The sequence below is a fragment of the Actinacidiphila paucisporea genome (assembly GCF_900142575.1).
GTDB classification, from domain to species: domain Bacteria; phylum Actinomycetota; class Actinomycetes; order Streptomycetales; family Streptomycetaceae; genus Actinacidiphila; species Actinacidiphila paucisporea.
This window is the reverse complement of record NZ_FRBI01000062.1, coordinates 1-8413: the sequence shown is the minus strand read 5'-3', so window position 1 is coordinate 8413 and position 8413 is coordinate 1. Positions and strand designations below refer to the sequence as shown.

Below are 8413 nucleotides of genomic sequence, written 5' to 3'. Positions count from 1 at the left end.
CAGCGCCGGCAGCACTCGCGGAGTCCCCCGAGCCCCGAAGCCCGCAGCGCCGGCAGCACTCGCGGAGTCCCCCGAGCCCCGAAGCCCGCAGCGCCCGTGGAGTTCGTGGAGTCCGTGGACGGGCTCATGGGGCTGCTCGCGGGGTGCGAGGGCGTCTGGGACACCCCGGGCGGCAGTGGCGACCCGGTGGACATCCTTCAGCACGGCCTGCAGGTCGCCGCCGTTGTGGCGGCCCGGTATCCCGAGGACGAGGAGCTCCAGGTAGCCGGTCTCGCCATGACGTCGGGCGCCGGTTGCGGCCCGGTGACGAAGCCGGCCACGGCGAAAGCGGTGCGAAGGCCGTCGCGCCCGTGCTCGGGCGGCGGGTCGCCGCCTGGTGGCCCTCCACATCCCCGCCAAGCGCTACCCGGCCGCGACCGAGCCCGGCCTCGCGCTCTCCCCGAGAGTGCCCACACCCTGGCGGCCTGCCAGGGCGGTGCCATGACCGCACCGGAGGCGGCCGCCTTCGAGGCCGATCCGGACTTCGCCGCCGCGGTGGCGCTGCGCCGCGGTGACGACGCGGGCAAGGTCGTCGGCCTGGGCACGCCGGGCCTGGAGCACTGGCGGCCCGTGGTGAGCCGGGTGGCCGCCGCCGCGCGGTGACCTGCCGGGCCGTCAGCGGGCCGGGGGGACCCGGCGGTGGCCGGGGGTGGGGCCTATCGCTGGTGGGCCGCGGCGATCCGTGCGCCGAAGGGGCGGCGCTCGACCGCGCGGGCGACCTGGGCCAGCAGGTCGCCCAGCGGCATGGCGAGCTCCGCGTCGAGTTCCCTCATCGCCGCGGCCGTGGCCTGCCACTCGGCCTGGATCCGCGGCAGCAGCGCGTGGGCCCTGTCGGTCAGTTCGACCAGGCGGCGGCGGGCGTCGTGCGGGTCGGGGGTGTGGGTGACCAGGCCCGCGCGGGCCATCTGGGCGGCTGTCTGGCTGGCGGCGGAGTGGGTGACGCCCACCGCGGCGGCCAGGTCGCGGACCGGCAGCGGGCCGTGGGCCAGCAGGGCGCGGACGACCGGGGAGAAGCGGGGGCGGTACTCGGGCAGGCCCTGCTGCCGGTAGACCCTGGCCACGTCGCCGTCGAGCAGGTCCAGGACGTGGCGCAGCAGGGTGCCGACGGCCGCCGGGTCGGGGGGGGTCCTCACCCTGATAATGTAACAGTGCTGTCAGATCTGGGCAGGAGGGGGCGCCGCACATGAGCGGGATCTATCCGGCCGTCGAGCCGTACGAGCACGGGGTGCTCGACGTCGGTGACGGCAATCGCGTGTACTGGGAGGTCTGCGGGAATCCCGCGGGCAAGCCGGCGGTGGTCCTGCACGGCGGGCCGGGGTCGGGGGCCGGGGCGTTCTGGCGCCGGCTGTTCGACCCGGCGGCGTACCGCATCGTGCTGTTCGACCAGCGCGGGTGCGGGCGCAGCACGCCGGATGCCGGCGACTGGCAGACCTCGCTCGCGGCGAACACCACCGCGCACCTGATCGGCGACATCGAGCTGCTGCGCCGGCATCTGGGCATCGGCGCGTGGCTGGTGCTGGGCGGGTCCTGGGGGGTGACGCTGGCGCTGGCCTATGCCGAGCAGCATCCCGCGCGCGTCTCGGAGCTGGTGCTCTTCAGCGTCACCAGCACCTCCCGCCGCGAAGTGGAGTGGATCACCCGGGACATGGGGCGGATCTTCCCCGAGCAGTGGGCCCGCTTCCGCGACGCGGTGCCGCCCGGGGCGCGCTCGGGCGATCTGGCCGAGGCGTACGCGGTGATGCTCGCCGATCCCGATTTGCAGGTGCGTGAGCGGGCGGCGCGCGAGTGGTGCCGGTGGGAGGACGTGCACGTGGCCACCCACGGCGATCACCGGCCCGATCCCCGCTACCTCGACCCGCTTTTCCGGCTGCGCTTCGCCCGCCTGGTCACGCACTACTGGCGGCACGCCGGGTTCCTCCAAGCGGGGGCGCTGCTGCGCGGCGCGGGGCGGCTCGCGGGGATTCCCGGGGTGATGGTCCACGGGCGGATGGACATCAGCGGGCCCCCCGACATCGCCTGGCAGCTGGCCCAGGTGTGGACCGACGCCCGGCTGGTGCTGATCGACCGGGAGGGGCACGGGCTGTCGGGCGACGCCACCAGGGACGCCGTGATCGCGGCCACCGACGCCTTCCGGCCCGCCACCGGCACCGCCGGCTGACCCCCACCCCCCGCACCGGCCTGCTCGCCCGCCGGCCCGGCCGGCTTGTGTGCCGGGGGGTCAGCGCAGCTGCTTTTCCAGGTCCTTCCACCGGCGCCGCTCCTGGCGGGGCAGCGCCCGAAGCGGTGTGACCTGCTCGGGGTGGCCAGGTGCGGGGGCGGGCCGGGAGGGCGGGGGTTGGGGCGGGTGGGGGATGCAGACCATCAGGTAGCCGAAGTCCCGCAGGCACCGCAGGAGGAACAGGAGGACCCAGCGCACACTCGCGGGCACGGGCACGCCCTCCTCTCCCCCGGGCCGGTGGCTGTCAGGCCAGGCAGTGTGCGGCGATCTGGCCGACCGCGGCGGAGGCGGGCAGGCCGCGGTCGCGGGCGGCGACGGCGGCCGAGCGGACCGAGGCCTCCCACCGCGGGGCGTAGGGCTCTTGCAGGGTGCCGCAGGCGTAGGCGCACTGCAGGCCGGCCTCGGAGCGCACGGTCAGGCCGAACTCCGCGGTCGGGCCTTCGCTGTCGATGTCGCCGAGGCCGAAGACGAGCGTGGCGCAGCGCACGGCGTCGACGGTGCCCCGGCGCAGCGGCAGCGGCACCGGGCCGAGGCCGGCCAGGCGCAGTCCGGCGTACGGGTCGGGTTCGATGACCACCTGCAGGTCCAGTGCGCTGCCGGTGCCGGCGTGCGGTTCGGCGCTGATCCGCAAGTCCAGCCTCGTCGGGTCCGGTCCGTCGGCCAGGTCCAGTGCGACCGGCACGATCAGCGACCCGGTGACGCCGTAGCCGCGGTAGCCGCCGATCCTGGTCTGGAGGATCCGGTGCGCCTGCCGGGTGAAGGCGGCGGTGTCCGCTGTCCCGTATCGCAGGACGACGGTGTTCTCGTACCGGCTCAGGCCCCGCATCGCCGGTTACCGCCGGTCGGTTTCGACCGCGCGTTTGACGCGCTCCAGCGTGGCCTGCATGCCGTCGACCATCAGCTGCTCGCGGTCCCTGCCCAGCAGCCGGCTGGCGGTGATGATCCGCGCCGGGATCGGCAGCGGCCCTGCGTGCTCGCGCCACTCGGTGATCAGGGTGCCGCCGGCCTGCGGTTCCAGGCGGTAGCCCCAGCGCATCCGGGATTCGGCGACCTCGAAGGTGAAGCGCTTGGGCGCGTCGTACTCCAGCACCGTGCAGGTCGTCGACCAGCGCACCACGCCGCGCTTGTTGGTGCCCTTGAAGACCGCGCCGGGCCCGGGGGCGGCGCCGCCTTGCCAGCGGCCGCCCTGGTTCTCCGGGCTCCACTCGCCGTAACGGGTGGGGTCGGCCACGACCGCCCACACCGCCTCGGGGGCGGCGCCCACCCAGATGCTGACCTCGTCCATGGTTGTCCTCCATAAAAAAAGGGGGGGTACGCCGCCGGGCACCGGCCGCGGCAGCGACTTCGTGATCAACGAAAGGCATGACACCGGCGCCCAGGCCTCCGGCACCGGCACGGCACGGCACGGCACGCCGGTAGGGGCGTGCCGGCAGGGGCGTGTCGAGATAAAAGGGAAGGCCTGGTCCGGCCCGGGGCGCGACGGGTCGCGTCCCGGGCCGGACCAGGGGATGAACAGGCGGGTGCGGTTCAGTCGGTGGCGCGCAGGGCGCGCGATTGGCTGAAGTGCCGCACCATGGGGCGTTCCACGAAGGTGTTGAGTACCCAGGCCGCGGCCAGGGACAGCGTGGCGTATGCGGCGATCACGCCGTAGGCCTGCCCGTCGGACCATTGCTGGTGGCCGGCGAACAGGCGGGTGAGGGTGACCAGCATGACCGCGTGGATCATGAAGAAGGCGAAGGACAGGTCACCGAGGCGGACCATGACGCGGCTGCGCATGACCGAGCGGCGGCCGCGGCCCTCGGCGGCCGCGGCCGCCGGGATCAGCAGGGCCAGTGGCACGATGGTGGCCGCTTCGAAGCGGTAGAGGAAGGGCAGCGAGAACGTCAGGAAGTATCCGCCGACCGCGAGCAGTGCGGCGGCCGCGGTCGGGATCGGGACCCAACGGCCGGTCAGGACGATCCGGGCCATCACCATGCCCAGGGCGAACTCCAGCAGCCTGGCGGGGGGGAAGACGTAGACCAGCCACAGCTGGTCCGGTGTGACCGGCAGCCCCAGGACGCCTGCTCCGTGGACGCCCGGCAGGACGGCGTAGGCCAGTGCCGGCACGGCCACGACCAGGGCGGTGATGACGCCGGCGGTGGCCCACAGGGCGCGCGGGGGGATCTTGCGGATCAGGGCGTACAGCAGCGGGAAGCACAGGTAGAACAGCGCCTCGCAGGACAGCGACCAGCTCGGCGGGTTGACCCCGAGCTGGACGTCCAGGTGGGGTGTCCAGGCGTGCAGCAAGAACAGGTTGGGCAGCCACAGCCGTGGCGTGGTGGCCTTGGTGCCGGTCATGACGCCCGCCGAGGCGAACAGCACCAGCGCGGCGGCGAAGGTCACGACGTGGTTGGGGTAGATCCGCACCAGGCGGCGGCGGTAGAACCGGCCCGGTGTGTCGTCCTTGCGTACCGCCCAGGTCAGGACGAAGCCGCTGAGGACGAAGAAGAACGACACGCCGATCGGGCCGAAGCAGGTGAACCAGCGGGCCGCCCGTGCGGCGGTGGTGCCGGTGAACGGGCTGATCTGCGGCTGGGTGGTGTGGAAGACGAAGACCATCGCCGCGGCCACCGCGCGCATCCCGGTCAGGGAGTGCAGGCGGTTGCGGGGCGCGGGTCTGGAGGTCTGTGGCAGGGACGGCGTGGGCTGCTGCGGAGGTGCCTGTGTGGCCACGGGTGACTCCTTTCGGGTAGTGGTGCTCATGGGGAACGAAAGCGGTCGTAGGGGTGCCGGCTGCGCCGCCACCGATCGCCTCGCCCGTCATGAGCACCCCGAAAGGAACGGGGTGTGGGGCCGGGTTCCCCCGGGTTATTGCGGGGGGTTGCCGTGCTTGCGGTGGGGCAGCTCGGCGTGTTTGCCGTGCAGCATCCGGAGTGCGCCGATCAGTACCTTGCGGGTGTCGGCCGGGTCGATGACGTCGTCCACCAGGCCGCGTTCTGCGGCGTAGTAGGGGTGCATCAGTTCGGTCCGGTACTCCTTGATGCGGTGGTGGCGGGCCGCCTCGGGGTCCGGGGCGGCGTTGATCTCGCGGCGGAAGATGACGTTGGCGGCGCCCTCGGCGCCCATCACCGCGATCTCGTTGGTGGGCCAGGCCAGTGCCAGGTCGGCGCCGATCGAGCGGGAGTCCATGACGATGTAGGCGCCGCCGTAGGCCTTGCGCAGCACCAGCGAGATCCGCGGGACGGTGGCGTTGCAGTAGGCGTAGAGCAGTTTCGCGCCGCGGCGGATGATGCCGTGGTGCTCCTGGCGGACTCCGGGCAGGAAGCCGGGGACGTCGACGAGGGTGACCAGGGCGATGTTGAAGGCGTCGCAGAACTGCACGAAGCGGGCGGCCTTCTCGCTGGCGTCGATGTCCAGCACTCCGGCGCAGGAGGCGGGCTGGTTGGCGATCACGCCGGTCACCTGGCCGCCCAGGCGGGTCAGCGCGCACACCACGTTGGGCGCCCAGGCGGTGTGGACCTCGAAGTACTCGCCGTCGTCGGCGAGTTCGGCGATCACCTGGTGGATGTCGTAGACGCGGGAGGGGTCGGCCGGTACCAGGTCCAGCAGGGCGGGGTTGGGGCGGTCGGCCGGGTCGGTGGTGGGGGCGGCGGGCGGCAGCTGCCGGTTGTTGGAGGGCAAGTAGGACAGCAGGTAGCGCACGTCGCGCAGGCAGCCGGCCTCGTCGTCGTACACGAAGTGCGATACGCCCGAGACCGCTGAGTGCACCTGCGCGCCGCCCAGGCCGTCCTGGGTGATCTCCTCGCCGGTGACCGCGCGCACCACGTCGGGGCCGGTGATGAACATCTGCGAGGTCTCGCGGACCATGAACACGAAGTCCGTCAGCGCCGGCGAGTAGGCGGCGCCGCCCGCGCACGGGCCGAGCATCACGCTGATCTGCGGGATGATCCCCGAGGCGCGGGTGTTGCGCTGGAAGATGCCGCCGTAGCCGGCCAGTGCGGCGACGCCTTCCTGGATCCGGGCGCCGGCGCCGTCGTTGAGGGAGACGATCGGCGCGCCGGCCGAGAGGGCCATGTCCATGATCTTGTGGATCTTCTGGGCGTGGGCCTCGCCCAGTGCGCCGCCGAAGACGCGGAAGTCGTGGGCGTAGACGAACACGGTGCGTCCCTCGACGGTGCCCCAGCCGGTGACGACGCCGTCGCCGTGGTGGCGCTTGGCCTCCAGGCCGAACCCGGTGGCGCGGTGCCGGCGCAGGCCTTCGACCTCGGTGAAGGAGTCCGGGTCGAGCAGCAGGGCGATGCGCTCGTGCGCGGTGAGCTTGCCGCGGGCGTGCTGGCGTGCGGTGGCCGCCGGGCCGGTCGCGGCGCGGGCCTGCTCCTTGATCAGGGCCAGTTCGGCCACCCGGTCGCGCGGGGAGCGGGGCCCGGAACGCTCTCCGGGGCGGGGCTGGGCGTGCGGGGGCTCGGTGCTCGCGACAGTCGTCATGGATCGAATCAACCTTCGCCTGTGAGGGGGCCGGGCCGGTCGCCCCCGGGGCCGGTAGCCGGGCGGGGGCGACGTCGCCCGGGGGGCGGCGAGACACAAAAGAACGGGGGGTTTCAGGGCTGTTTGGCGTTCGCTCCCGCCGGGGTGGGGCGGGGTGCGGGCACCGGGCGGCGGCGGGGTGCGGTCAGTGCCGCCACCATCCCGACCGCCCCGATCCCGACGACCAGCCACACCGCGGGCCGCAGGCCCGCGCTGTGTCCGGGGCCGCCGGCCAGGCCGGACTGGAACAGTGCCGCGGCCGCGGCGGGGGCGATGACCGCCGCGACCTGCACGGCGCTTTGGTACAGGGCCGCCGCGCCGCCGCGTTCGGCCGGCGGCAGGTCGGCGGTGGCCTGGGTGTTCAGTGCCGCGAACGACAGCACGAAGCCGGCGCCGACCAGCAGCAGCGTGGGCAGTACCGCGGTGAGGTAGTCCGGGTGCGCGGGCAGCCGCACGTACAGCAGGTAGCCCGCCACCGGCGGCAGCGCGCCGTAGGCGATCAGCCGCCGGGTGCCGAAGCGGGCGATCATCCGCCCGGAGTGCAGGGCCAGCACGGCCAGCGGGACGCTGGCCGGCAGGATCGCCAGCGCCGTCTTCAGCGGCGACCAGCCCTGGGTGGTCTGGAACTGGAAGGTGATGACGACCAGCAGCGCCAGGTACGAGCCGTTCAGCGATCCGGCGCCCAGGGCCGAGCGCAGCATGCCGGCCCGGCCGGCGCGCGGCGGCAGGCGCAGCAGCGGGTCGGCCGCGGTGCGCTCGCGGGCCGCGAAGAGCGCCGCCAGGGCGGCGAAGCCGGCCAGGGCGCCCCAGACCCGCACGCTGGAGGGGCCCCGGCCGGGCAGCGAGGCGATACCCCAGTCCAGGCAGACCAGTGCCGCCGTCGCGCTGGCCGCGCCGGCCAGGTCGTAGCGGCGGCGCGGGCCGGCGGGCGGGCCGGCGGCCGGGATCATGCGCAGCCCCAGCACGAACAGCAGCAGGGCCGCCGGCGCCGGGGCCGCGAACGTCCACCGCCAGCTGATGTCGGTCAGCAGGCCCGACAGCAGCAGCCCGCCGGTGAACCCGCCGGCACCGAACACGGTGTACACCGAGATCGCCCTGCTGCGCGGGGGTCCCTCGGGGAAGGTGTTGAGGATGATGGCAAGGCCGGTCGGTGCGGTCAGCGCCGCGCAGAAGCCCTTGACGACCCGGCAGGCCACCAGCACCGCGAAGCTCCCGGTCACACCGGCCAGCAGCGAGGCCGCCGCGAAGGCCAGCAGCGCCAGCAGGTAGGCGCGGCGGGCGCCGTGGATGGCCACCACCCGCGCGCCGAACAGCATCAGGCCGCCGAAGCCGATCGCGAAGGCGGTCATCGCCCACTGGGCGGTACTCGGCGCGAGATGGAAGCCCGCCCCCACCGCCGGCAGCGCGACCAGCGTCGCGGAGACCTCCAGGGAGTCGATGAGCATGTTGCCGGCCAGCACGGCCAGCAGGCCCCACCGCGGGGCCGCGACCCCGGCGCTGGGGTGGGGCGCCGGCCCCGCGGCCGGGTGATGGGCGGTCTTCATGGTCCGGCTCCCGCGGTCGAGGTCAGCAGTCAGCAGTCAGCGGCCGGCGCCGCACCGGCGACCGGCCCTCAGGACGTCACACCACCGGCCGTCACACCACCGGCCGTCA

At 74.0% G+C, this 8413-nt stretch carries 9 protein-coding genes; 2 read left to right on the top strand and 7 right to left on the bottom strand.

Features of this window, described 5'->3' with window-relative positions:
* Positions 1 to 480: 480 nt before the first annotated feature.
* Positions 481 to 642: a hypothetical protein gene (locus BUE44_RS39160; protein ID WP_235002774.1), complete on the top strand. Its 162-nt coding sequence runs from the start codon at positions 481 to 483 to the stop codon at positions 640 to 642.
* A gap of 53 nt (positions 643 to 695) precedes the next feature.
* Here BUE44_RS39160 and BUE44_RS35395 read toward each other — a convergent pair whose 3' ends face one another.
* Entirely contained in the window at positions 696 to 1172 is a 477-nt protein-coding gene (locus BUE44_RS35395) for a MarR family winged helix-turn-helix transcriptional regulator (protein WP_073503114.1), read from the bottom strand.
* A 50-nt stretch (positions 1173 to 1222) separates the two neighbouring features.
* Here BUE44_RS35395 and pip point away from each other — a divergent pair, with 50 nt between their 5' ends.
* Entirely contained in the window at positions 1223 to 2197 is a 975-nt protein-coding gene (gene pip, locus BUE44_RS35390) for a prolyl aminopeptidase (RefSeq protein WP_200804635.1), read from the top strand.
* Positions 2198 to 2257: 60 nt separating this feature from the next.
* Here the strand turns inward: pip and BUE44_RS35385 are convergent, their stop codons facing one another.
* From BUE44_RS35385 to BUE44_RS35360, 6 genes are all read right to left on the bottom strand, one after another.
* The gene (locus BUE44_RS35385; RefSeq protein WP_073503113.1) at positions 2258 to 2467 is read right to left on the bottom strand and encodes a DUF6059 family protein; all 210 of its coding nucleotides are present in this window, start codon (positions 2465 to 2467) and stop codon (positions 2258 to 2260) included.
* A gap of 34 nt (positions 2468 to 2501) precedes the next feature.
* Positions 2502 to 3083: a hypothetical protein gene (locus BUE44_RS35380; protein ID WP_073503112.1), complete on the bottom strand. Its 582-nt coding sequence runs from the start codon at positions 3081 to 3083 to the stop codon at positions 2502 to 2504.
* A gap of 6 nt (positions 3084 to 3089) precedes the next feature.
* Positions 3090 to 3542, bottom strand: a complete 453-nt coding sequence (locus BUE44_RS35375; RefSeq protein WP_073503111.1) for an SRPBCC family protein — start codon at positions 3540 to 3542, stop codon at positions 3090 to 3092.
* Positions 3543 to 3784: 242 nt separating this feature from the next.
* Positions 3785 to 4969, bottom strand: coding sequence for an acyltransferase family protein (locus BUE44_RS35370; RefSeq protein WP_159450341.1), 1185 nt, complete (start codon positions 4967 to 4969; stop codon positions 3785 to 3787).
* Positions 4970 to 5104: 135 nt separating this feature from the next.
* On the bottom strand, positions 5105 to 6721 hold the full coding sequence (locus BUE44_RS35365; protein ID WP_079190370.1) for an acyl-CoA carboxylase subunit beta: 1617 nt from the start codon (positions 6719 to 6721) through the stop codon (positions 5105 to 5107).
* Positions 6722 to 6834: 113 nt separating this feature from the next.
* Positions 6835 to 8304: an MFS transporter gene (locus BUE44_RS35360; protein WP_073503109.1), complete on the bottom strand. Its 1470-nt coding sequence runs from the start codon at positions 8302 to 8304 to the stop codon at positions 6835 to 6837.
* Positions 8305 to 8413 lie beyond the last annotated feature (109 nt).